General features: G+C 41.9%; 18 protein-coding genes and 2 tRNA genes. 2 read left to right on the top strand and 18 right to left on the bottom strand.

Going from position 1 to position 25,985, the window contains the following annotated elements:
• Positions 1-166: 166 nt before the first annotated feature.
• The 3 genes from ahcY to A4V03_RS17180 form a co-directional block, all read right to left on the bottom strand.
• Positions 167-1,585 carry an adenosylhomocysteinase gene (gene ahcY, locus A4V03_RS17170; protein ID WP_024987950.1) on the bottom strand — a complete coding sequence of 473 codons (1,419 nt, stop codon included), beginning with the start codon at positions 1,583-1,585 and terminating at the stop codon, positions 167-169.
• 163 nt (positions 1,586-1,748) lie between these two features.
• The gene (locus A4V03_RS17175; protein ID WP_065539715.1) at positions 1,749-3,437 is read right to left on the bottom strand and encodes a S41 family peptidase; all 1,689 of its coding nucleotides are present in this window, start codon (positions 3,435-3,437) and stop codon (positions 1,749-1,751) included.
• 45 nt (positions 3,438-3,482) lie between these two features.
• Entirely contained in the window at positions 3,483-4,472 is a 990-nt protein-coding gene (locus A4V03_RS17180) for an adenosine kinase (RefSeq protein ID WP_065539716.1), read from the bottom strand.
• Between the two features lie 77 nt (positions 4,473-4,549).
• Here A4V03_RS17180 and A4V03_RS17185 point away from each other — a divergent pair.
• Positions 4,550-4,623: transfer RNA gene (locus tag A4V03_RS17185), tRNA-Asn, on the top strand.
• 28 nt (positions 4,624-4,651) lie between these two features.
• Positions 4,652-4,728 (top strand) — tRNA-Asn (locus A4V03_RS17190).
• A gap of 251 nt (positions 4,729-4,979) precedes the next feature.
• On the opposite strand, the gene A4V03_RS17195 is transcribed toward A4V03_RS17190, so the two are convergent.
• From A4V03_RS17195 to A4V03_RS17265, 15 genes are all read right to left on the bottom strand, one after another.
• Complete coding sequence (locus tag A4V03_RS17195; RefSeq protein WP_065539717.1) at positions 4,980-5,687, bottom strand: ComF family protein; 708 nt, start codon at positions 5,685-5,687, stop codon at positions 4,980-4,982.
• 43 nt (positions 5,688-5,730) lie between these two features.
• Positions 5,731-6,534: an inositol monophosphatase family protein gene (locus A4V03_RS17200; RefSeq protein WP_065539718.1), complete on the bottom strand. Its 804-nt coding sequence runs from the start codon at positions 6,532-6,534 to the stop codon at positions 5,731-5,733.
• Between the two features lie 240 nt (positions 6,535-6,774).
• Complete coding sequence (locus tag A4V03_RS17205; RefSeq protein ID WP_065539719.1) at positions 6,775-8,304, bottom strand: hypothetical protein; 1,530 nt, start codon at positions 8,302-8,304, stop codon at positions 6,775-6,777.
• Positions 8,305-8,317: 13 nt separating this feature from the next.
• Entirely contained in the window at positions 8,318-9,097 is a 780-nt protein-coding gene (locus tag A4V03_RS17210) for a hypothetical protein (protein WP_065539720.1), read from the bottom strand.
• Between the two features lie 7 nt (positions 9,098-9,104).
• A complete protein-coding gene (locus A4V03_RS17215) occupies positions 9,105-9,878 on the bottom strand; it encodes an endonuclease/exonuclease/phosphatase family protein (RefSeq protein ID WP_065539721.1) in 774 nt (257 codons plus the stop codon).
• 31 nt (positions 9,879-9,909) lie between these two features.
• Complete coding sequence (locus A4V03_RS17220; protein WP_065539722.1) at positions 9,910-10,866, bottom strand: FecR family protein; 957 nt, start codon at positions 10,864-10,866, stop codon at positions 9,910-9,912.
• A 108-nt stretch (positions 10,867-10,974) separates the two neighbouring features.
• Positions 10,975-11,556, bottom strand: coding sequence for an RNA polymerase sigma factor (locus A4V03_RS17225; RefSeq protein ID WP_004317492.1), 582 nt, complete (start codon positions 11,554-11,556; stop codon positions 10,975-10,977).
• A 118-nt stretch (positions 11,557-11,674) separates the two neighbouring features.
• The gene (locus tag A4V03_RS17230; protein ID WP_065539723.1) at positions 11,675-13,858 is read right to left on the bottom strand and encodes an alpha-N-acetylglucosaminidase; all 2,184 of its coding nucleotides are present in this window, start codon (positions 13,856-13,858) and stop codon (positions 11,675-11,677) included.
• Positions 13,859-13,864: 6 nt separating this feature from the next.
• Positions 13,865-14,950 (bottom strand): acyltransferase family protein, encoded by a 1,086-nt coding sequence (locus A4V03_RS17235; protein WP_065539724.1) that lies wholly within the window; start codon positions 14,948-14,950, stop codon positions 13,865-13,867.
• Positions 14,951-14,964: 14 nt separating this feature from the next.
• Complete coding sequence (locus A4V03_RS17240; protein WP_065539725.1) at positions 14,965-16,221, bottom strand: GntP family permease; 1,257 nt, start codon at positions 16,219-16,221, stop codon at positions 14,965-14,967.
• A gap of 6 nt (positions 16,222-16,227) precedes the next feature.
• Positions 16,228-17,370, bottom strand: coding sequence for a glycerate kinase family protein (locus A4V03_RS17245; RefSeq protein WP_065539726.1), 1,143 nt, complete (start codon positions 17,368-17,370; stop codon positions 16,228-16,230).
• Positions 17,371-17,378: 8 nt separating this feature from the next.
• A complete protein-coding gene (locus A4V03_RS17250; protein WP_065539727.1) occupies positions 17,379-19,535 on the bottom strand; it encodes an alpha-N-acetylglucosaminidase in 2,157 nt (718 codons plus the stop codon).
• Positions 19,536-19,563: 28 nt separating this feature from the next.
• Positions 19,564-20,355, bottom strand: coding sequence for an endonuclease/exonuclease/phosphatase family protein (locus A4V03_RS17255; RefSeq protein WP_084081178.1), 792 nt, complete (start codon positions 20,353-20,355; stop codon positions 19,564-19,566).
• A gap of 19 nt (positions 20,356-20,374) precedes the next feature.
• Positions 20,375-22,108: a RagB/SusD family nutrient uptake outer membrane protein gene (locus A4V03_RS17260; RefSeq protein WP_009038936.1), complete on the bottom strand. Its 1,734-nt coding sequence runs from the start codon at positions 22,106-22,108 to the stop codon at positions 20,375-20,377.
• 20 nt (positions 22,109-22,128) lie between these two features.
• A complete protein-coding gene (locus A4V03_RS17265; RefSeq protein ID WP_065539729.1) occupies positions 22,129-25,548 on the bottom strand; it encodes a TonB-dependent receptor in 3,420 nt (1,139 codons plus the stop codon).
• Between the last annotated feature and the right edge of the window lie 437 nt (positions 25,549-25,985).

The raw sequence follows: 25,985 nt of genomic DNA on the forward strand, positions 1-25,985 counted from the left end.
ACGATGACACGATTTACTATTTACAATTGAAGTCTGAATATAAAAATAAATACGATCTGACAATCTAACATTTACAATTAACAACGGTGGAATATTGATAACAACGAAATATCAGTATCCCACATTTATCAACCATAAATAGTAAATCGTCAAATCGTAAATCAAATTAGTATCTATAATGATCTGCTTTATAAGGTCCGTCCACTGACACACCAATATAGGCAGCCTGTTCAGGAGTCAGCTTGGTCAGTTTCACACCAATCTTTTCAAGATGCAGGCGGGCCACTTCTTCGTCCAGATGCTTCGGCAAGCGATATACATTGATATCATATTTCTTATTGAACAGTTCTATCTGTGCCAATGTCTGATTCGTGAACGAGTTACTCATCACGAATGACGGGTGTCCGGTTGCGCATCCCAGATTTACCAGACGGCCGTCAGCAAGCAGAATGATGCTGTGACCATCCGGGAAATAATAACGGTCTACTTGTGGTTTGATGTTCACACATTTGATGCCTGGATAACGTTTCAAAGCATCTACCTGAATTTCATTATCGAAATGACCGATGTTGCAAACGATAGACTGATCTTTCATTTTCTCCATGTGGTCGATACGGATAATATCAATATTACCTGTGGTAGTCACGAAAATGTTGCCTTCCGTGCAAGCTTCTTCCATAGTCACTACTTCAAAGCCTTCCATAGCAGCCTGCAATGCACAAATCGGGTCTACTTCCGTCACCAGCACTCGCGCTCCGTAAGAACGCATAGAATGAGAACAGCCTTTACCCACATCACCATAACCACATACTACCACCACTTTTCCGGCAATCATCACGTCCGTTGCACGCTTGATACCATCAGCCAACGATTCACGGCAGCCATAGAGGTTGTCAAACTTAGATTTTGTGACCGAATCATTCACATTGAATGCCGGGAACAACAGTTTCCCTTCTTCCTGCATCTGATATAAACGGTGTACGCCTGTCGTAGTCTCTTCAGATACGCCGCGCACTTCTTCCGCTACACGATGCCAACGAGTACTGTCTTCTGCCAATACTTTCTTCAAGATTGCATTCAGTTCTATTTCGTCCTCTGCATGCACTTCTTTATCCAATACGGCAGCATTATTCTCCGCATCATAACCTACGTGAATCATCATCGTTGCGTCACCGCCATCATCAACAATCACATTCGGCCCTTTGCCACCGGCAAAGCTCAATGCCTGCAACGTACACCACCAATAATCAGCAAGGGTCTCTCCCTTCCATGCAAACACAGGCACACCCGCAGCAGCGATTGCAGCCGCCGCATGATCCTGCGTTGAATATATATTACAAGAGCACCAACGTACTTCAGCTCCTAAAGCCACTAACGTTTCAATCAACACAGCCGTCTGAATGGTCATGTGCAACGATCCCATAATGCGGGCACCTTTTAACGGTTTGGATTCTCCATACTTTTCGCGAAGAGCCATCAGGCCGGGCATTTCTTTTTCTGCCAAATCGATTTCCTTGCGTCCGAAATCAGCAAGTGTAATGTCTGCCACCTTGTAGGGCAGAGTAGAGAATAATTCTGTAGACATATTGTAAATCATTTATATATAATGGATGCAAAGATAGAACATTCTGATTAGTAGGGCAAAAGCTATCCATTTTTTTTATATTATAATAACTAGGTATAAAAAACGCGACCTGTCAATGACAAAGCCGCGTTTTCTCTATGAATTATATTTGAAAAATATTTTTTTATTTCTTAGCAGCCGGGGCACTAAGCATTTCTTTGTATTTCACCGGATCATTCAGTATTTTCATCGCTTCCTTCAAACCGTCATCATCCTTCAACTGCTGGATGATATTACCACGTTGATAATAATAACGTTTGATAATTTCAGTAGCAATCATTTTCTTTATATCGGTAGAGAAATAATCCAAGTCACGGTCGAGATTATGGTTCAACTTCTTCTCTAGCGCTTTGAATTCCTCTGAAGCGTCATCCATGTATCCTTCAAACTCGACAGCTTCTTTCAATGTTTTCAGAATTTTCTCACTCTGTTGGTCATACTTGAAGTCAGCTTTCTTCACCAATGCTTTAAAATCGTTATAATCAGCATCTGTCACCTCAAACTTCTCTGGAGCAACGATAGTGGGATGTTTCAAACAATACTGCGTTGCATAATCGAAAATCAGATTATCGCGTACCAGATAGAATAGGATATTCGGCAATTTCTCCTGTTTGATCGTAATATCCGGCATTACACCCCCCCCGTCACGGACTTCACGTCCGGCAGCTGTATAGAAAACCTTAGTTAAACTGTCGGGAATAGTGCCGACACTTCCATCTTCATTACGATGTTTGTAATCAATAGCCTGCACGCAACGGCCGCTCGGAATATAATATTTGGAGGTAGTCACTTTCATCGTTCCACCGTATGGCAAAGAACGGGGAACCTGCACCAACCCTTTTCCAAAAGTACGGTTACCAACGATCACAGCACGGTCGAGATCCTGCAAAGACCCGGATAAGATTTCAGAAGCAGAAGCTGTTCCGCTATTTACCAGTACGGCAATCGGAATATCCAAATCCAACGGCTCACGCAACGTTTTATAAGTGTTACTGGCCTGTTTGATTTTTCCTTTGGTCGTCACAATTACTTTTCCACGCGGCAAGAAATAATTCGCAATTTCTACTGCTTCATCCAACAGTCCGCCGCCATTACTACGAAGGTCTATCACCAATGAAGTGGCACCCTGTTTCTTCAAATCCAAAAACGCTTTCTTAAATTCTTTGGAAGGATTGCCGGAAAAAGTACTAAGGCTGATGTAACCTATATTGTTATCCAGTACGGCAGTATAAGGTATTGCCGGATTTTGAATAGACTCACGCACAATTGTGAACTCCATCGGCGTACGTCCGCCTTTCACATTCGGACGCTCAATCTTCAACTTAAAGCTGGTACCTGCCTGTCCGCGCAACATCTGGCTGACTTCCGCATTATTCTTACCGGCAAGGTCTTTTCCGTCAATCTCCATCAGGATATCTCCCGCTTTCAGTCCGGCTTTTGCAGCAGGTGTTCCCTCGAAAGGTTCGGAAATCATCGAACGCTTTAGTTTCGTATTATAAGCAATGTAAGAACCTATACCACCGAATGATCCTTTAATCATTTGTTCCAACTCACTCTGATCTTCTTCCGGATAATATTCCGTATAAGGATCTAAGGTGTAAAGCATATTATCGATTCCTTCCCGAATCGTTTTATTCGGATCGATGGTATCTACATAGAACATATCCAGTTCTTTCACAATCGCATTAAATATATCCAGATTCTTTGCAATCTGGAAATTACGGTCGTCTCCGCTCTTGAAACTAAAGAAAGCAACTGTGGCTATCACCGCTACTGCAACAATAGCTATCTGCCTGTTCAGCAATTTTTTCATACCTCTTTCAATCTAAATGAGTCGTAAAAGTAGCTCAATCCTTTGTTATTCCGCCAGAATCCTGTTAATATTTAACTTAATTTCATCCCAGCGTTCCTGTGGTATCGTTGTTCCGATTACCTGAATAACATTTCCCGAGAGAATAGAACCTATTTTTGCACATTTATCCAACGAATATCCGCAAGTCAATCCGTATAAGAAGCCGGAAGCAAAATAGTCACCGGCGCTGGTAGTATCTACCACTTTCTGAACCGGAATGGCCGAAACCTTTATCTCCTCCGTCCCTTTTCGGATGTAAGAGCCATTTGCTCCTACTTTTACAATGGCAATGCTGCATTTCTTGGCAATCATTCCCAAGGCTTCTTTCGGCTCCTTGCCGGTAAAGGCTCTCGCTTCTTCTTCGTTTGCAAAAACGATGTCGACATATTTGCTTATTAATAAAGAGAAGAATTCCAGATCATTGGCCACAATGTTATAACTAGCCATATCCAGACAAATCTGCAAACCTGCTTCCTTAGCCAGTTCAATAGCATGAAGAATCATTTCATGATCCTGAACGAGGTAGCCTTCTATGAATAGGTATGCGTAACCTTTAAACATATCCAGCGTCAGTTCTTCCGCTCTCAAAGAAGCGGCTGCTCCCAAATAGGTTCCAAAAGTGCGCTCCCCATCCGGTGAAATAAAAGTGGATGCCACGCCGGAAGGTAGTCGGTCCGAGGTCAATAATTTGTCTTCAATCTTATTTTTCTGCAGATTTTCACGAAAAAATTCTCCATAATGATCATTTCCCACTTTTCCGATAAATCCTGTTCCGGCACCCAAACAAGCCAGTCCGAGGATGGCATTTCCTGCCGATCCGCCTGTTGCCAAGTGGGTTTTCATCTGTGAAAATTTTGCGTTAATCTGCTGTAACTTAGCGTCATCGATGAGCTGCATGCTTCCTTTGGGTAAACCCATTTCATCCAAAAGAGTATCATCCTTCAGGGTTGCGAGTACGTCTACCAGGGCGTTGCCCAATCCTATTATTTTGTCCATTTCAAATATTTTTTTTGCAAAGATATTGCATATTTCAAAAAAACCTACTACTTTTGCATCGCAATTGAGAAAAACATTCTTCCTTAGCTCAGTCGGTTAGAGCATCTGACTGTTAATCAGAGGGTCCTTGGTTCAAGTCCAAGAGGAAGAGCAAAGTTGAAAATCTTGATTGCAAATATTCTTCCTTAGCTCAGTCGGTTAGAGCATCTGACTGTTAATCAGAGGGTCCTTGGTTCAAGTCCAAGAGGAAGAGCCAGAGTAGACAAGCCACCTATTTGGGTGGCTTTTTCTTTTTCAAGACTTTGTAATTCGTTGGAAATCGGGATCAGTCCGAAAACCCTGTGGGACATAATATTTTGAAAAAATTCCAATATTGCAATGTAAGAATACAGATTCTTTTAAGGCATTATAAATTAAGTATGTCAGACAACCGCTTGATTGGGTACCAGTATTATAACTCATCGTTTACGATTAATCACCCACAGGGTTTTCGGACTGACCCCATATTTACTCCACCATTGCCAACGTCAATATACTAATCCGTATGTCCTCCACATCTACCAGACAGGAAGCACATGCCAGAGTAGTAGAACCGGTAGTCAACACATCATCCACTATCAGTATGTGTTTTCCTGCAAGTGTTTCGGGATGCTGAAGTTCAAAGATACCTTCCACATTATCCCGACGTTCAAACACAGATTTGCGCGTTTGCGTTTCCGTATTTTTCTTACGTAATATTAATTCTGTATCGATGGGGATCCCTGTTACAGCAGCAATACCACGGGCAATCCACTCACTCTGATTATAACCACGTATTTGCTGTTTTTTCTTATGAAGCGGTATGGGGATTATCACATCAATTCCCTGAAAAAAATTGGAAGACAAAAGTTCGGCAGCCATATACCGCCCCATAATTGCACCTATTTCCTTTTGTCCACCATATTTCAACCGATGAAGAATCAACCGGAAGTCGCTTCCTTTCTCATAAAAGAAAAAAGAAGTAGCCCGTTCCAAAGGGATTTGTCCCCAGAAGAGCCGTTCTACCGGATTATCTTTTCGAAGATGATAATTAGTACGGGGTAGATTGATATTACATACTGTACAAATACATTCCTCACCCTTTGCTAACGGCCGGCCGCAAACAACGCAGCAACGGGGAAATAGCAAAGATAAGAAGGAACTAAGCCAGTCTTTGATAAGAAGTGTGTGTTTCATAATAATAGAGATTTAAAGTTGCAATAGCACCTACATATTGCAACTACATATTCAATGGAGGAACTTCTAACAGGAGTTTCTGAAAGAAAGGATGAAGATTTCCATTCGTTGCAATAATATGATGTCCTTCTATGAAATGATCCTCACCATAAAAGTCAGTCACCTTTCCTCCCGCCTCCTGAACAATCAGTGCTGCCGCAGAATAATCCCATTTTCCGAGAAATGCTTCCATCCAAGCATCAAAACGCCCAATAGCCACATAGCAGATTGCGGCAGCAGCCGAGCCATTCATTCGAATACCGCCCACTACCCCATAAAGCTGATCGATGAGATGAAGAGCAGTCTGTTTATATTGCAGATGATTATAAGGTAATTCTGTAATGACAAATGCATCTTTGATGTCCTCAACGTTCGACACATGAATTTCTTCACCATTCATAAACGCTTTTCCGCCTTTCCAGGCATAAAAACATTCATCCCGGCAAACTTCATAAACGACACCTAAAAGAAGTTCGGTACGGCTACGTAAAGCGATGGACACACAATAAGGAGCCTCATCATGAATATAATTCGTGGTTCCATCCAAGGGGTCAATCACCCAACAGTAGGGTTCATCCTGATAAGTGGCAGAGCCTTCTTCTGTAATGAATCCCGCTTCAGGCAATAAAGCAGTAAGGGCTTTCACCACTCGCACTTCAGATTCTTTATCTACATAAGACACATAATCATGTGCATGTTTTTCCACCACACGCTCACGACGGAAGTTCTTTCGTTCTTCTCTCAAAAAATATCCAACTTCGGTAGCAATCCGGCATACATCAGTTGTAAGCTGCTTTAAATCCAACATTTATTATTCAAATTAAAAAGTGCTCCGAAGTTATAGCTTTTCCTGCAAAAAGCATAAAGGACAATAATATTTTCGTGTTTGATACGCAAATTAATGAGACAACATCAAAACTATTATAACCAATATTTAAAAAAACATCTAAAAACAAGGCCGACTCATTTTCTTTTATGAGCCGACCTTTCTTTACTTTTACATCAAAATATAAATGTATTGTCCTTTATTCCTTAATTTATAACAACATTACTTCTGAACCACAATTTTCAACTTACAGGTACGTCCATAGAGTAATGCCACACCGTCATAAGTGAGTCCGGTTATGCCAGCTCCCGAATAGGCTGGCCCCTGGCTTCCTACCACTCCTGTAGGAGTAGCTATTTTACATCCTCCGGCAACTAACGCATCGGTATCATTTGCGGCTTCAATGACATGAATGACACCATATTTGCCCGCCGCAGTAACAAAGGCAATATAAGAACCGTCTTTTATCTGCAAACTACAAGGATCATTCGGATATCCATCAGATGCATTGACTCTTTGCATTAACATATCGGCACCTCCTTTAGCTATACTTTCCAATACATTCAACGCCTCAAAAGTCTTGACGTCCGAAGCCGCGTTCGCCATCATCACATCAATACCAAGATCAGTAACCTTATCATCAGGTATAAGAGTAAACAACGTTTTGTTGGTAGCAACACCTGCCGGTTTAATCCAGTCATTCACATCATAAGCTCTCCCTATCGGCCCTCCATTAATTCTTGATGCACTGACAAAGGAGAAACCTCTGTTTTTAACGGCAACAAAGCTTGGATTTCTCCATATATTGATGAAAGCAAAGTCTACGCCATTTGCCTTTGAACCATATCCTTTAATTTCCTTCAAGCTTAATACATATTTCTGCACACCCCGTATCATTATTCCCTCTATGGAGAAAATATAAGGTTGATCCGGTTCTGTTGAATGTTCCCATTCGGGTGCCATTTCGATATCGTTGAAAACAAGCGCAACATTATTGTCAACACCCTCAAAACCTTCGATATTGATAATCTTTTCCTCTTTCAACCCCTCTATATCTTCTACCACAATCTTGATTCCATTGGTCTCTTTATTGTCTACGACAGTTTTCAGGATAAATTCCATTTCCAACGGATTGCCTGATACCGGAATAGTCGTATATTCCTTCAGGTCACCCAGTACTTTATTACACAATGTATGTTTTATAGACTTAATGCCCACAGCAGAACGAATCACCACAGACAGAGAAACCTCTTCATCGGGTACTAAAACAGGGAAATCTGATGGTTCGGTGAATATTTGGGATGGAAGTTTAGTTATCTTTTTAATAGGTATTACCTTTTGTGCCGTTTTTGTCAAAACATCCGTTGATGTTACCAGTATCCCGGCTGCTTCACGCGTGTTGACCTTGACATTCAAGTCAAATTCAAGTGTCATATCAGTTTGCAGAGTATCTATCTTTAAACGTTGACGTTCAGTCGCGTTTATCTCTTCATATTCTCCATTCTCATCCATCTTCAACAAGGTAGCATATATACTGTGTATACCCACAGCAGAGAAACTTCTGGCAGATACAGTCACCGTCGAGTTATATTCCACCACATCTATTTCGGAAGGAGAAGTGAGCTCTACAGTAGGTGGCGGATATGCGTTGTCGTCCGAATAATCGGACTCACTATCACTACAATTTGTCAACAACAAACCCCATGGAAGGGCAAGTATCAGGATCATTATATTTTTGATATATTGCTTCATGACCGTTCATTTTTTATTTTAAAGATTCGATTTGTAATTGAAAACAATGTAAATCTCCGCTTACACTTGTTTCGGTTACCCCCCTAAAAGCCCATTTGTGTGAAGTCAGGACAAATATACAATACTCGGAGTCTCTATTTCTATTTTCCACTTCTACGAAAGAATAGGTATCAGAAGTTAAGTTAGAAGTAATTGCCGACTCAAGATTAGGCAATAACGCACGTTTAACAGTGCCTACCAGAACCGTCTGTTCGTTTACCTTTTTCTTGAAAACGTCGACAGCCGGAGCTATCAGGTCTTCACTATTTAATGATACAGAACAGAAGAGCATATCTATTCCGTTCACTGCTTCTGTTTTTGTTTCAAGATATCTGCAATCGTTTTTTACTACATATTGTGTCATTTCGGAAATAGTAGAAGGAAAAAGAACCGTACTGCCGATTATCTTTTTCTCTCCGTTACTATAGCTGACAGGTACAAACACCGGCACTTTCTTACTCTCTCTAGCAGTCTCCGTACCCGTATTTATGATTGCAGTTTGCCCATAGACAGCGTTCGTCCTGTCCAACAATGCCACTGAATGAACAGTGTTTCTGATAGATGACGCCACCTCTTTATAACTACAAGAGCTAAATAAATTTTGCCCTGACAAGTGCGCATAAACCAACACGTTAGTTGTTCTGAACCGGTTCCATTCCGGAATATCTTCTCCCTTGTTATCCTCATCACTACACGAAACGAACAGGCAAGAGATGACACATATAAATAGCAGATATAGATAGTTTGATTTCATATTTCATTCATTTTACAAATTCAACTTCAGCAAACAAAGCCCTGTGGTCAGAAACTTCCGGATTAGATAAAACTTTAAACGACTTCACTTGCCACTTATTCTGTGGAAGTCCGAATATATAATCAATCTTGATTGTCGGCTGATCTGCCGGATAGGTGAATGTATCATCGCAGATTCTCTGCCAATTCTTCATGACTTCACAAATCACATTAGAGTCGGTCCGGGCATTAAAATCTCCCCCCAGCAGTGTCGGGGTATCTCCCGTACCAATCCGTTCATTAATCTGTTCGGCCATTGCACTCCTTATCAGGTCCGTCGAATGATCCAGGTGAGTCGTTCCTATCCTGATTACGTCTGAAGTTCCCGGTTCCTGAATATCTACATATAATAGCGTCCGGGGTTCTTTGGCCCCGTCTATCCCTTCAAAAGTTTTGTTATTGATATAAACAAAAGGATATTTTGAAAGGATAGCTACTCCATATTCTCCACCACCAGTATCCATCGCTTTCCCGAATACGGAAAACAATCCCAACTCCGCAGCCAGTTGAGTGGTGAAATCCTGATTTTTGTTCCTTTTTGTGTTGTAATCTATCTCTTGCAACATTACAACATCCGGATTGTATTTCCTGATAAATGCAGCATACTCCTTCACCGAGTAACCGGTCATTTCCCCGGACATCCGGCAATTATAGCTCATTATTTTAAGAGCCTGCGCATACGTACTTTGATACGCAAAAAAGAAAAGGCATACCCATACAATGGGCTTTAAAAGTGCTTTCATAAATTTGTTTTTGTTATTAGATTAAGTTTACTTATTCAACGGTATATGTATATTCTGATATTTTTTTAAAGCTAACCGGTGTTATGGATTGCATCACCTCCAACACATAGTTCAAATCGTTCCCTTTACAAACGAAGTCGTACGTAAACGAAGCAATCTTTTCGTTTTTAACTGTAATCTCTATATCAAAATGACGCGAGAGTGTTGTAAGCACCTCTTTCAATGATGCATTTCTGAAAATAAGCCGGTTACTCTTCCAACTCGAAGCATCATCGTGATATCTATCAGTTTTTATTTTTATTACATTACTCCTTTTTTCATAAACTGCAGTTTGTCCGGGAAGCATTTGCTGCATAGGCCTGCGGCTTTGCACATGCCCGATATTTATACTTCCTTCGTCGAGTGTAGTTTTGATTACCTTATCCGAAGCGTATGCTTTTACATTGAAACACGTTCCCGTCACTTGTATTTTCACATTCTCGGCAAGTACCTGAAAAGGGGATTTCTTGTTTTCTGCTATCTCAAAATAAGCCTCTCCTTCCAGCGTAACATTCCTGTTGTATCTTGCAAACTGTTCCGGATAGGTCAATTTAGAATCGGCATTTAACCACACCCGGCTACCATCAGGAAGTAATACGAGTAGCTTCTCCCCCCTTACAGCACAGACCTCCCGATAAACAAGGTTTGCCTCATTATGACTTTGATAGAAATTATATCCCACACCTATCACTAGCAAAACAATTGCACAGGCTACCGTCCACTTAAAGAACAATGGCATCCTTATTCTCCTGTTCTTTCGTTTTTCTTCCCGCATCACGGCTTCCTGAATATTCTTATAAATGCGATATTCATCAAAAGGAGGCAATTCTCTGTCGCCCAATTCGAGCTGTTTGCCTTCTATTATCCTCTGAATGTCGTCATCCATATATTTCCCGATGCCGTCAACTACTTCAAAGTCCTGATTTATATGTTTCTTTTTTGATTTCATATTTCAATATCTATTAGTAATACACACTGTTACAAAAAAGTATTATACAGACTACGTTAAACCGTGTTAATTCAAAAGAACGTTCCATATCAGCAAAAAGTGATAAAACTACATCATACAATAAAGCAACAATAGGCTAAGCTCTCCCACTGTCGCGCGAATCTGCTTCAAAGATTGGCTATATTGAAATTTAATTGTATTGATCGAAAGATTAAGTTTATCGGCTATTTCCTGATTGGAGTATTTTCCCGAAACTTTCATTTCAAAAACCTTGCGGCGTTGCGGCGAAAGTTGCTCAAGAGCTTGCTGTATGATGTTCATTTGTTCTTGTTTAAGGTTTTCGTTTTGAGAATTGTCTTCCAATTCCAAAACCATTGAAAGGCAATCCTCAAGTAAATAGATATTTTTCTTTGAGTCTCTCAACGTATTGAGCAGATCGTTCTTCAACATCGTAAAAAGGTATCTGTTTATGGGTTTTGTTTCGTCGATCTCTTCTTTTTTCAGCCAGAGTTTTAAGAATAAGTTCTGCACAGCATCTTCAGCCAATTCCTTATTCAGCAAATATTTAAATGCCAAAGAAAAGGTCTGCGCCGCATACGTCTTGTATACAATACTAAATGCCAGCTGGTTCCCCTCTTTCAGAGCCTTAACCAAAGCTTGGGCTTCATCCTGTGAGTATTTCTGGGACATCTTAATCATTTTAAATATGAAAATAAAAAGCTTATTATATCAAGTCCTTACTTTCAAATATATTAATTCTTTCTGATATAGCATGATTCGCGAGCAACAAATGAAACAGGCCTCTTATTTATTTCACCAGTCTTTGATATTTGCTGAATAAAAAGGTGGAGAATGATAATAATCCGTCAGTTGTTGAATGAACATCTTTTCGAGTATCCTTCCGATCAGTTGCATTTACCCAACTTTCTTCTATTTCTTTTAATTCATCTTCAAGTTGCTTCTGATCCACCTCTACACCTTCCCCGACCGCTTTGATGAATGTATTGATATACACCTCCCAGCGCTTTGCATAATAATCACTTATCAGTCCTGCCCACGAACGACTAGCATAATCGTTCAGGCTTCCACCCCAAGTAGTAATCAAGTTGCGAGCATTCTTTTCATAATAGTCTTTCAACTGGGGAGAATCTCCCATCTTCCGCGCATCATCAATCCATTTATCCAGCGAACAGTAAGGATGAAAGGCATTCAGCTTATCCAAATCATTCAATATCTCCTTCATTTTTTCGCCGCAAGCTTTCAAAGCCTGATAATCTTTGGCTTCAACCATCCTGTCAAACTCCATTTTCACATCAAGAAAGTAGTTTCCAAGCACCTGTCTGCCTACAGTAATCAAATCCAGGCGAAAAGCATCTCTCCGGTCAGAAGGTGCCTCATTCAGTTTTCTCCAGACCTCTAGTAGTTCAACATTGCTATACACATTACTTGTCCGTTTTTCACTGTTCTTATTCAATGCAGGGCGATACCCGGGTAAAGTACCCAATGTGCGCGGCACCTGTACATAAATGTCATTGAATAATCGTTTCCAAGCATCGCGCACAGACAGCGACACACATCCCACATGTCTGTCAGCCAGACATTCAATCCATTTATTATCACCTACATTCAGGTTCCATGCTTTCTCAAGAATGTATTCGTAGGGAAATTGCATCACATCCAATCCTTCCAGCGTAGAGCCGATTCCTTTAAGATTGCCTCCACCGTTAATGAGAGCATTCTCAAGTCGCGCGCCACTTTCTTTGACGTTACCTGTCAAAGTTGTGTTTCCCCCGAAATTGCCCAGATAACACCAAATATAGGGCTGATTATGAAAATGCTCTGTTCTTTTCCATAATTCAACATTTTCACAATGATAATCAAGTAATATCATTTTATTCTGTGGCACTCCTGTCAGCAAAGCCTTCATTCGCTCGGAAGTCCATTTATCTTTATCAAAATAAAACATCCACGTCATTTGCATCCATTGGGCTTTGGGATCGGCAGCCGTCAATGTAGCGTACATATCCGATGCTATCTTCCGCAAATATTCGGGTTCGAAACTGGGCGGGTCAACCTCGTTGAAAGGATCTAAACCATAAATATGATCGGTTCCGAAAAGTTTTTTTTGTTCATCAAGAAATAGCTTCTGAATTTTCGCAAACAAAGCATCGTTAGGGTTCAGAAAATTACAACGGTATGCATCAGCAAAGCCGGCCCATTTGCCCAAATGTTGAATATCGGCCTCGGGATAGATCCGTTTTAAATCGGCAGGTACATGTCCGGCAAAGGCTGGTAATACGGGCTTCATATTCAGTTCACGCTCACGTGCGAGTATTTTTTTCTGCAAGCTTACCTGGTGTTCCAGCCATTCCATTGGCAACGGACCGTTCCAGCGATCTATGTTAGCCATCCGATGCCAGGGCAGATACGGCGGTCCCGTGAAGTAAGAGCGTATTTCGATGTCCGACATTCCCATTTTCGACCAAACTTTATACCACACAGCTTCTTGTCCGGTAATGGCCAAAGGCATATTTATACCATTAAGGGCCATCCAGTCAATAAAGCGCTCCCATTCTTTCCATTGCCACCAAGGCATCGTGTAACCATACGTGCAGTAATTCAGGAAAAAACGAGTATCCACTCGCGCTTCCGAAACCACCTTCTCACCAACCATCGGCAATTCTTCAGGAATTTCAACGGCTATATCCGCATACCATGACACTGTAGTGAGACAGTAATATTTCAAGTAATGGTTCAGTCCCATCGCCATTGAATTGGCGTTGTTTCCACTGATTACAATTTTATCTTTTACGGACTCTATCGTAAAGCAGTCTTTCTCTCCTTTCAACTTTTGAAACTGAAAACTCTCGATGTATGATGGAAGCAAACGTTTCAATAATGCTTCCGCAACAGCTACGTCTTTGTCTTTAGCCTGAAGAACCAACGACATAAACAACATAACCAGACACGTGTATACACTTTTTCTTTTCATTCTGATTTATAATTTTATATAGATTTTTCTTTTTAACAAAACATACCCCAACAGCCCATTGAACAACAGGAAAAATACACCGTACATAAATGAACCGAAGTAATTTCCGAATAACGGGTTAAGCAAATTACTGAACACAGCCGTATGGATATGCCAATGCACAAGCAATCCTCCGGCTATGCAGCTAAACACATAAATTACAAGCGGATTCGCTCCAAATGCTTTGAAAAACGAAAACCACTTTTTATTCTGCTTTACATCAATGATATAAAGCAGCAATGCCAATGACAATGCCGCAATCCCACAAGTGAGCAAAACGAACGAAGGAGACCACAAACGTTTGTTCAAAGGACAGGCATAGCTTAACAAATAGCCGACAAACAACAGCGTGGTACCTATAAGAAATAGATTCAGCATCCGGCGGTCATTGTCTTTAATGTCAATGATTATCTTTCCGCAAACAAAACCGATCATCACTTGAGACACAGCGGGAATCGTACTAAGTATCCCCTCGGGATCGACAAACTGGCGGCCCTGAAGATACATGTGGTTAGATCCTAAAATAGCCGAATCAATCATCCCGACGATATTATCCGCACTCTTTTCAAATCCGTTTCCAAATAACTGAAAAATAAAGTAGACAACCAGCAAGATAATAGCTAATGGCATAAACCTCTTATGCGGTATTGTTACAGCCAACAAGGCTGTAATACCATAACAAATCCCAAGCCGTTGCATAACTCCCATCAACCGGAGCTGACTCAAATCAAAATAGTTACCACTATCGATTGATGTAATGAACCACTCCATAACCAGACCTATAAATATTAATAAGAGACTTCTTTTTATGATTTTCGCAATGGCCGGTCGACACTGGAAGTTATACTTACACAAGGAAATGTAGGTCGAAATCCCCATCAGGAACATAAACATCGGAAAGACCAGATCGGCCGGCGAAAAGCCATCCCACTTGGCATGTGCAAACACAGCATAGTTATAGCCACACTTTCCTGTGTTGTTGACCAAGATCATCCCGGCAACAGTAATACCCCGAAGTACATCAAGCGAAAGTAACCGTTTGTTCGGATTCATAATATTTGATTCTTTTAATTACTTATTATATATAAAATAGTCGTTCCGGCAGCTAACACTATCCCTATAAGCGATTCATAAGGTATCAGCTTCAGACGTTCCTTAAAATTGAGTTCGCATACGCCTCCTGTCGCATAAAAGAACGAACCATGTGGCAAATGGTCAAGAACTGTAGCTCCGGAATTAATCATAGCCGCTCCCCAAATTGCAGAAATGCCTATAGCCAATATCGTTTCAGCAAACGAAGAAGAAGCCAGTGTCGCTCCGGCTGTTGTCGATGCGGTAGCCGCCGACATCAACGCGCCTGATATAGGAGCAATCAATGCATCACTCATATGAGCATGATCCAATCCTGTAAGAATCCAATCTTTCAAAGAAGAGTTCTTTATGATACCGGCAATAGTTCCGGTTCCTATCAACAGAATAGCTACCACAGACATCTTTTGCAGTCCATATTCTATACTGGGAAGAATATTTTTCCATTGTTTCATACAGATAGCACCACATAAACCACCTACCGGCAAAGCTATCAAAGGGTCAATATTGATTCCTGCCGCAGGACGTAATGCCAATAAAACAATCGTAACAACAGGAGCAATCAGACTGGTTCTTAACGAGGGCAGATTTCTCTCTTCCTCTTTATCCTCTGTTTGCATCATCGTTTTTTTGTTTTTTACCGATTGAGGCATTAGATGGACAATAACGAAAACAGTGAAAAACAGACCGATCACTGCCGGCAAGATATTGGCAAACATTACAGCCGATAGATCTGCATTAAAATTTCCGGCTGCTATAATGGTGTTCGGGTTAGGTGATATGATATTTCCACATTTACCTCCCCCGATCATAGCAATAAGCAATACAGATGGAGACAGGTTTAGACGCTTGCCTATCGAAAGAGCCACCGGCGCAACGGTTATCACAGCCACATCAATAAAGACGCCTACCGTACAAAGCAACATCGTTGCGAGTGACAATGCCATAAATACCCGTTTTTCACCCATTTTGTTTATAATCGCATTGGAGATGACCGTGGTAGCCCCGGTTTGTATTAATATGCCTGACAAGACTCCGGCTGTCAGAATCCGCAATACCGCCGGGGTGACCTCTTTCACCCCTTCGGTCATCACCGTAACAGTCTCATTTAAAGATAGTCCTCCCAACAACCCTCCGACTATCGCTCCGATAATCAGACTGTATGTCGGAGAAAGCTTTCTTATGATTAACAGTATGGATAATGAAAGCCCGATTAATGCGCCTATCGCTGTCATTGAGTATTATTTAGTAAATTGTTTTATGATTCTCACCACCTGTCGCACCGTTCTCTCTATATTTTCTTTCGTAAACTCCGGTTGCATCGCCTCTTCAAGTGTTACCGGAAAAGGTTGAATAGGCAGTACGGCAGTAAACCCCATCCTATTAAGCGCTTCGGTGGCTTCGACCGCTCCCCCCAACGCTATCACCGGAACCTGACATTTCTCACCGACACGTAAAATTCCGTCCAGCGCCTTTCCCATACCAGTCTGGCGATCCAGTTTCCCCTCTCCGGTCAGTATCAGGTCTGCCTGTCGGACGACCTCCTCGAAACGAAGCGTTTTCAATATAACTTCTATTCCGGATTGCAATTCTGCATTCAAAAACGGAAGCAAGCCGCCTCCCATTCCTCCAGCTGCTCCAGCACCGGGAAGCTGGGATATATCCATATTTGTATATTCCTTTATCACCTGTGCATAATGCCGCAACCCATTGTCCAACTCTATCACTTGCAACATAGTTGCCCCTTTTTGGGGAGCATATACATAGGCCGCACCCTCTTCTCCAAAAAATAGGTTACTAACATCACAGGCAATCGTAAATTTACTTTCCTTCAATGCCGGATTTAATTGGAAAATATCTATTTGATGAACTTTTATCAGATTTTCGCCGACAGGCTCCAACTCATCGTTTCCGCTATCTAAAAAGCGTGCACCTAAAGCCTTCAGCATACCTATTCCCGCATCATTCGTAGCACTTCCGCCGATCCCGATAATGAATTCCCGACACCCGCGTTTTAATGCGTCAGCAACCATTTCTCCAACTCCATAAGTCGTAGTCTTCATGGGATTTCTTCGATTTGAATCAATCAATGGCAGACCGCAGGCCGAGGCCATTTCGATAATAGCCATCGCACCATTGTTTACGATACCATACGATACTTCAATTGGCTTCATGAATGGATCATGCACCCGACATGACACCGTTTGGGCATGAAGGGCAGAGCATAGAGCTTCTGTAGTCCCTTCGCCGCCATCAGCTATGGGGAAACGTATAATCTGACAGTCGGGTAATTCCTCCTGAATCGCTTTTTCGGCAGCTTTCGCTATCTCGAAAGAACCGACCGAACCTTTAAACGAGTCGAATGCCAATACAATCTTTTTCATAAAAGCTATCACTTATTTGTTTTCTCTATTAAACTCAATGCAGCCTCGACCGGATCATCAAACGGAGTTGTACTGTTACTCCAAGGAGATGTAATCCATTGCTCCTCCCATTCTCGGATTTTATTCCGGTCTTTTGTGAAATAGAGCTGTATACGAGGGATATAGTAGTCTTTAATCAATCCGCTCCAGAAACGGGCAGCATAATCTTCCTGAATACCACCCCAACTTGTAATCAAGCGTTTGGCATTTGCTTCATAAGCATCTTTTTCCTGAAGAGTTGTTCCGCTATTGCGCGCAAGTTCCACCCATTCTTCTAATCGATATAAAGGATGAGAAGCCAACAGCCTGTCAACGTCCATCAACAAATCAACAGTTTGTTGCAGATTACGTTGCGCTGCGAGAACACGATTCTCCGAATCATCTTTCAAGGCCTGTTTATAAAAATTTTCAGCTTTAGCCGCTACATAATACGAAACAAACTCTATGAGGTCGTTTCTGTATAATTCAGAGCTTTTCAGTTCGTCAGCACAACTGGCATACAAACGTATAGCCTGCAAGTAATCATCACTAAGGTCGATTTTACTGATCCGCCGTTGATCAGGAATTACAGTTTGCCAGGTAAAACGGGGGTATGAATATAAAGAACTATATGCTGTTTTCCGAAAAAGCTTCCAAGCTTCCTCCATGGCATCGGGATATCCTCCATAACGGGCCTCACAGTATATCTTCATCCAATCGTCCAGGTCGATACTATCTGATGACCATCCCATATCGGCTAACAGTTCGTAAACAACCTCATTGCTTTCGAGTCCTTCAGGGGCAGAACCGAACCCAATCAAGTTACCTTTATTAGCTGCACGTAACGCTTTGACCGAGGAGCTTGCATACATATCCAAGTCTCCTGTCATGGTGTTTTTCCCACCAAAGTTGGGTACATAGCTGAATATCCATTTCTTTCCGTAAAATCCATCATGTACTTTCCATGTTTGTTCGGTGTTCCATACCCATTTCGGATAATCATTGCCCAAATCAATGATAATCATTTTATCATCAGGTACATTGCTTAACAAGGCTTTAAGCGATTCTTTATCCCAGAATGAATGTTGATATCCGAATGTCCATCCCTGTGTAACCCAAACGGCATCCGGGTTTCCGGCTGTAATTGATTTATAGATCGTTTCTCCATACTCGGCCAATAACTTATATTTCGCTTCTTTATCCTCCTTATCGATAGGCAGCTCCATCTCGTTAAAACTGTCCGAGAGATAATACGTATTTTCTCCAAACTCTTTTTCCCACTCTTCGACAAACAGTTTGCCTATCTCTTCGAAAAAAGGTGAATCCGGTGGCAATACATAGGCGTTGTACTCTTCATCAAAACCACCCCACCGCATGTGCCGGAATTGTGTGTCGGGATGTTTCTGGACGAATCCTTCCGGCACGAAACCTGCAAACGCAGGTGCTATGGGCTGCATACCCAACTCGCGCATACGGGTCAGGATTTGATGCTGCAAAGCGATTTGGTTCTGTTGCCATGCATCAGATAAGGGACCGTCCCACTTGTTCAGATTGCCCATGCGATGCCAGGGAAGGTGTGCGGGGGCAGTGAAAAACTCACGGATTTCTTCTTTGTTCAATCCCATACGCAGCCATACCCGTTCCGCAATGGCTTCGCTGGCCACAGTAGCCAAAGGCATATTTACACCATAAAGAGCCATCCTGTCAATTTCCTTTTCCCAACGCTCCCAGTCCCAGTAAGGGGTAGTGTAGCCGAATGTACAAACATTAAGGAAATAGCGCAACTCATAAGGGGACACCTGTTCATACAGTTCATAATCGGGCCATGGCATCACCGACGTTATGTGTTCACCACTCCATGTTTTCATACTCTTGCAGGCCTCTTTCATGTACGTATGAAAAGCGTAACAGATAGCAACGGAGCTGCTTCCCCTTAGGGTAAGCCGGCCGTCGCTTGCTATCACTTCGAATATATCTTTACCGTCGGATGGTTCGATATATTCAAAGTGGATAGACTGTGCTCTTTCCCCAATCTGACGTTCTATTAACTGTTTGGCGGGGGTGGTAATATCCGTCTTGGGCTTGTGGCATGAGCAGAAAAAAAGCGTTGCTGAAATCAGTAAATACTTGATTATTGTATGTATCATAGAAAATCATAAATGTTATAAGTGAGTATCAATATTTTTTCTTCGATGCTTCTTTCACATATTCCAGTTCCGTAATAATCGGTAAATGGTCTGACAAAAGCGACTGAACAGTTTGTGTACTAATCACACGCCATCCTTTTTGCGGGTAAGCAAACAAGTAATCGATTTTAATCACAGGTTTCCATGCCGGCATTCCAAAATCATCGTTGCTTGCAGCAAACCAGCTATCCATACCACGTATTGCCTCGGAGTAATGACGCGCGTTGAAATCACCTCCCAAAATTACAGGATATTTATAATTTTTGAAATGCCCGGTAATAAATTCTATTTGCTCTGCCCGTGTTTCTTGAGAGTTGACATCCAGATGCGTAGAGGTAAAAACAATGGTATCATTACCCATTTCGAATAATCCCTCCAGCATGGCCCGCCTCTCATGCTCTTTGACCGGATGGGGCAGCATTATCTTTTGGACAGAAATATATGGATATTTACTTAACATCCCAATACCGTAATAACCGGTAGAATAGTCAATCGTTTTTCCGTAAAGCCCAAACATCCCTGTATGATAGGCAAGTTCGGATATAAAATCCTTCCCCTTCTGATGCGGGGTACGCTTACGGTCTGTTTTGCTATCCACTTCCTGAAGCGCCACAAAATCAGGCTTGAAAGATTTGATGTGATGAGCAAGTTCCTCTAAAGATGCCAGTTCGCCAAATCTTAAATTATAGGTCATTACCCGCACCCGTAGAGTATCTTGCGCATAGGCAACGCCCAAAGTCAGGCATAAAAACAATAATAAATATTTCTTCATTGAATACATGGTTTCTATTTTTTAATGATTACTTTTCCCAGCCCGGATTTTGTCCTAACAGAGGATTCTTCTGGCGCTCGGGATTAGGCACGGGCCACAAATAATGTTTCGTTGCGTCGAAGTAGCGTGCTCCGCCTTCCGCAGTAGACTTTTCGTAGATAACATCACCAAACTCATCCACTCCGGTATCGGGATACGGGTTGGCGCCCAAATCATTCATACAAACTTTCAGGCTGGGACCGGTGATGGCACGTCCAAAGCGAAGTTCGCCTTCACGCCAGCGCATCACATCGGCGTATCTTGTTCCTTCACCTGCCAACTCAATGCGGCGTTCTCTTCTCAATTCGGTTTCGAGATCCATCCCCCATGCGCTAAGTTCGTCAAGGTTCATACGATGCATATTCACACGATCTCTAAGCCTGTTGATGGAGTAATCAATCTGTGTTTGTGTCAGTTTCTTGCCTTGTAGTTCGAAAGTGGCTTCGGCATAAATCAGCAAGATTTCGGCAAAGCGGATGACATTGAGATTCCCATGTCCACCCACACTTGAGCCGGCCAAATCAATATCGTTATACTTTTTCAGATAGAAACCTGTACGGCTATTTGCCCCCACACGGTTATTATCTTGCAATGAAGCAAAACGAGGCAGATTAAATATCTCGTTGGCCTTATCCGTATCAGGATCACCGTCATCTCCTCCCGGCCATTTGTCACCCGGAGCATATAAAGTCATCTTCATTCTAGGATCTCTGTTCTGGAAGTAATCCACATAATGCTCTTCAGGCGACTTGTATAACGATGAGGTCTGCACACCGGTCTTTTTATAATATTCCAATCCGGTTTTTGCCGGTTTACCGTCTGTACACAGATAAGCATCCACTAACGACTTCGTTGGATTGAGGCGTATATAGTCTGTCGGACTGCAAGTTTCATTGGGCAGACTTTGTGTACGGATTTCAGGTACAAAAAGACTATATACGATAGCTTCGATATTTTTCGGATCATTCTCGACATCCCCTTCGTGATGAAATAGTTTTTCGTATTCATACAGGCCATAGGGACTGTTTTCGATGATATATTCACTCGTTTTTGCAGCCAGTTCCCATCTTTCGTTTTGCAAAGCAATACGTGCCAATATAGCTAAAGCGCCCCAGCGGTCGAGTCTTCCCAGTTTATCGCCCGTATACCTTTCTTCAGGCATACGCTCTGCCGCCCATTTCAAATCCTCGACGAGCTGGTCAATGACTTTCTCTCTGGGAGTACGTTCGATATATGCATCTTCGGGCTGGATGACTTCTCCTACCCAGGGTACATCACCCCAAAATGTCGTGAGGTAAAAGTACATAAGCGCCCGGATGGTTTTTACTTCTGCGGCATAAACGTCCTTCTTATTTTGAGCTACCTGCGCTTTATTATAGTTGTCCAGAAAATTATTGCAGCGATAAATATAGCTATACGCTCCTGTCCAATAGGTAGTGAAAGGGAAGCCGTCAGTATAAGAGTGCTTGCCTCCCGAAACCTTACTTAGTCCACTAGTAATATTCCCCCACATAACAGTTTCGGCCGTCGATTCACTCCAATTCACGAGATAGTCTTTTTGTAAAGCTTCGTAACAGGGAGGCAAGGCATTTTTAAGCTGATCTTCATTCACCCAGAATGTTACATTGTCCGGCTCGTTAGGGTTCGTTCTATCCAGAAAATCACTACATGAGGTAACTATGCCAAATAAAGCAATGATTAAAAAGTATTTTGAGTATTTCATCTTTATAGTCGTTTAATAGGTTAGAATGTTATTGATAATCCAAAAACATAGGTTTTTACTTGCGGGTAAACATCTCCGCTGGTGGTCCTCACTTCAGGGTCATAAGCTCCGAAGTAATCGGTTTTAGTAAACAAGTTATCTGCCGAAGCATATACTCTAAGACTATTAATGCCAAGAGGTGCCACCATTCGGGCAGGAAAACGATAACCTATCTGAATATTCTTCAGACGCAAGTACGATGCATCCTCTTTCCAGTAGTCACTGAAGAGCCTGTTGTGCTCCTGCGACTGATAAAGTCTGGGATAAGAAGCATTTGGATTCATAGGCGTCCATCTGTCAAGATGCTCTTTTTTAGGGATTGAGTAGTCATTGATAAACGCATGCCGAGCCTCATCCTCAAGGTAACCGGCAACTTTGCCTACGCCTTGCAAATAGAAACTGAAATCAATGCCTTTCCATTCCAAACCACCCTTGATTGCATAGGTGTAATGGGGCTCTTTCTCGCCAAACACCACTTTGTCGTAGTCATCAATTACCCCGTCGGGAGCGCCGTCAGGACCACTGATGTCCCGATACTTAATATCTCCGGGCTGTACAATGCCGTTTTGTGATGCAACAAGAGGAAATTTTGGTTTCTGGTACTTACCTGTAGTTGTATTCACTGATTCAAAGTCATACACTTGCGCCAGCCCATCAGTCAGATAACCATAGAAAGCACCTATCGGATCACCTACCCGACGATACGAACCGGAAGCCGTACTGGTCAGCGACTCCGGAGTTCCACCCAAATCGGTAATCTTATTACGGGCGTCCGACAGATTGAACCCGAAATTGTAATTTACATTTCCGATCTTATCACGCCATGACAGATTAAGTTCCCATCCTTTGACATCAATCTTACCAAGATTGACATAACCTACGTTACTACTGGAAACCCCGACAATAGCCGGAACATCGGGACGAACCAATGCATCAATATTTTCTTTCTTATACCAATCAAAGTCCACATTCAGTCTATTGTTCAAAAAACTAAGGTCTACTCCGAAATTAAGCATGCGGATGGTTTCCCACTTGATGTCGGGATTACCGATTTTGTTTTGCCAAAGTCCCATAACAGGTGTATTAGAAGCTCCGATAGGATAAGACTCTTCGGTTATGATAGGTGACAAGTAGGGGTAGTAATTACCGGGAATGTTTTGATTTCCCAATTCACCCCAGGAAGCACGCAGCTTACCCGAACTCAATACCGAAGTAGCGAACTCCATGAATTTTTCACGTGAGAAGTTCCATCCTGCCGAGAACGATGGAAAATATCCCCAACGATTGCCCTTGGCAAATCTTGAAGTTCCGTCGGCACGCAGGTTAGCTTCAAACAGGTATTTACCGTCAAAAGCATAGTTGACACGACCAAAGTAAGAACGCAAAGCCCACTCGTCTTTTGTTCCGCTATTCATAAAATTAATCATTCCGGCGCTAATAACGTGAATATCCTCAACCATCACATTATCACGCGTAGCACCCAGTGTGCTTCTGTTTTCCCACTCTTGCGAAAATCCCATCAATGCTCCCAACTCGTGGCGTCCTATGGTCTTATTAAAGTTCAGGGTGAATTGCAACGTTTGGGTCATAACGTCAAGATGGCTTTGTGAGATATAGTCCTTGGCATCTTCATTTGCTTTCAACGGGCTACCGTCCGAGTAATAAGACAACATCTTCGGGTTAAACTCATCCACTTGGCGGGTATATATATTTGCAGAGTACTGCATACCTACGTTCAGTCCGTCTATAATTTTGAGATCTGCATTGAAAATACCATTGAGCACGCGTGTTTTCCGTTCTTCCATTCCCGACTCATAAGCTACCTGCAAGGGGTTACGTACCGAACCGTACGACCAGTTCTCACTATCTACCATCCGGCCATTCTCGTCAGGAATTTGCCACATGACGGGAAGTAACGGAGACATACGCTGTGACAGGCGGAATACTCCTGATGTGCCGCTATAACCTAAGTCCTTTTTATAGAAATCGACATAGCTCATCTGTCCGGTCAGTTTCAGACGATCATACACCTCCGTGTTTACACTGATACGCGCATTATGTCTCTTGGAACTATATCCGTCACCTACAACCAGTCCATCCTGATCCAGGAAACCATACGACATAAAAAATCCGGTTTTCTCGCTTCCACCCCGTGCACTTACATTATGCCCTGTCTGAAAAGCTCGGCTTTTGTATATTTCGTCAATCCAGTCTGTATTGGAATATTCGTTGGGATACAGTCCCGAATCATATTTATCGAAAGCCTCTTGTGTATAGGGCTTGGAAAATCCGGCAGCACTCATGGCTTCGTTGGAGAGTTCCATGTATTCCCTTCCGTTAACAAGTTTGGGCAATGCTGTGGGAGTCTGGAATCCGGCATATCCGTTATATTGGAATACTACACGTTCTTTCTTTTCTCCCTTTTTAGTCGTTACAAGAATAACACCGTTAGCGGCACGTGCTCCATAAATGGCCGATGAGGCGGCATCTTTCAGTACGGATACGCTTTCGATGTCCGAAGGATTCAATAAGTTGATGTCTCCCCCGGCTACTCCATCAATCAAGATCAAAGGTGCTGTACTACTGTTGATGGTTCCCGTACCACGAATGTTGATACTGGGCACAGCACCCGGTTGTCCCGAAGAGGAAACGATACTAACTCCAGGCAACAATCCTTGCAGACCCGTAGTTACGTTAGTAATAGGTCGGTTCTCGATAGCCTCCGCTTTGACCATAGATACAGCACCTGTTACATTCACTTTCTTTTGTACGCCATAGCCTACAACTACTACATCTTCCAGGCTGACAGCATTCTCTTTCATCACTACGTTTACTGTCGTTGCTTTCGCTATGACGCTTTCTTCACGGTAGCCGACGTATGAGTACCGAAGTGTACTTCCATAGGGTACCTTGATGGAATACTGACCATTGATATCGGTGATTGTACCTGTAGTCGATCCTTTTACCGATACGGTGGCTCCGATGATCGGTTCCGTATTCTCGTCAGTAACTTTACCTTTCACATACAGTTCCTTCTTCTCTCCTTGTGAATCAACAGGTTCAGTTTTATTTTGATATTCTTTATTATAAAATAAAATACTGTCATCCAGGAAACGGAACCCAATGTTAGTCCCTTTTAGCAAAAGAGTTAGTGCTTTGTTTACATCTGTGTCTTTTACCTCCAATGACACTTTCCTACTCGTATCCACAAATTCTTTACTATAGGCTACATTCATCGATGCCTTCTCTGCTATCTGACTGATAGCTTCTTTAAGAGGAAGCTCTTTGATACTAACCGATATTTTTTGCTGTTGTGCATAAACAAAAACTGTGACAAATATGCACATTAAGGTTACAATACACCTTCTGCCGGTGGATGAAAAAGGAGAATCTTTTTCCATAATATTAGTCTTTAAAGTTAATAGTTCAATATCTATTAGCTAATACACAAGAGGTATTAAAAAGTATTACAGCAAATAAGTTAATGAATATTAATTCAGGAAATATAGGAGAACTTGCCGGAAATCAATCCATACTTGATAAAAAAGAAAGAAAACACTTCAAAGGTATCGTTTTTAGAAGAAAATATAAAGGGGGGATATCGTATTTTCTCATTTAATGCATAAATTAGTGTCTTTACCTGAAATAATTAATACCTTTGAGTGCATGAATTAATTCATTTGACTATAGTGTTTCTTTCGTTAGAGTATAGTCAAATAAAAGAAGTACTATAGTCAACAGGGCAGACGCATTATATTTTGTCTATCAATTAGTCAACTATTATCTATATTTCATTTTTATTATTTGTCTTATTATTAATCTATTAATATTTTGTATA

It is taken from the genome of Bacteroides caecimuris (genome assembly GCF_001688725.2).
GTDB lineage: Bacteria > Bacteroidota > Bacteroidia > Bacteroidales > Bacteroidaceae > Bacteroides > Bacteroides caecimuris.